This is a genomic window from Methylophaga pinxianii, assembly GCF_020447225.1.
GTDB classification, from domain to species: domain Bacteria; phylum Pseudomonadota; class Gammaproteobacteria; order Nitrosococcales; family Methylophagaceae; genus Methylophaga; species Methylophaga pinxianii.
The window spans coordinates 1-210 of the sequence record NZ_JAJAEO010000007.1 but is presented as its reverse complement, the minus strand read 5'-3'; the positions used below and the strand labels follow the sequence as shown (position 1 = coordinate 210).

At 50.0% G+C, this 210-nt stretch carries 1 pseudogene; it reads right to left on the bottom strand.

Annotated elements, in window-relative coordinates:
- A pseudogene (locus LGT40_RS16700) lies at positions 1–210 on the bottom strand (PfkB family carbohydrate kinase); the annotation flags it as partial.

Below are 210 nucleotides of genomic sequence, written 5' to 3'. Positions count from 1 at the left end.
AGTCAAATGAGGATAAATCGATTTGCTGAAAGGTTGCTAAGTCCACTTCCGGACAATCCCGGTAATGCACAATCGTGCGACTGCCATTTTGACGGTTCTGGGTGACGTAGGTGGTTGGCATTTTGCCCTCGCTCAGACGAGGGCAAAACCGGGTATCAATTTGCTGGCGATGCAAATCAGCTTCGATCACCTGCCCATCGGCTTCATCAA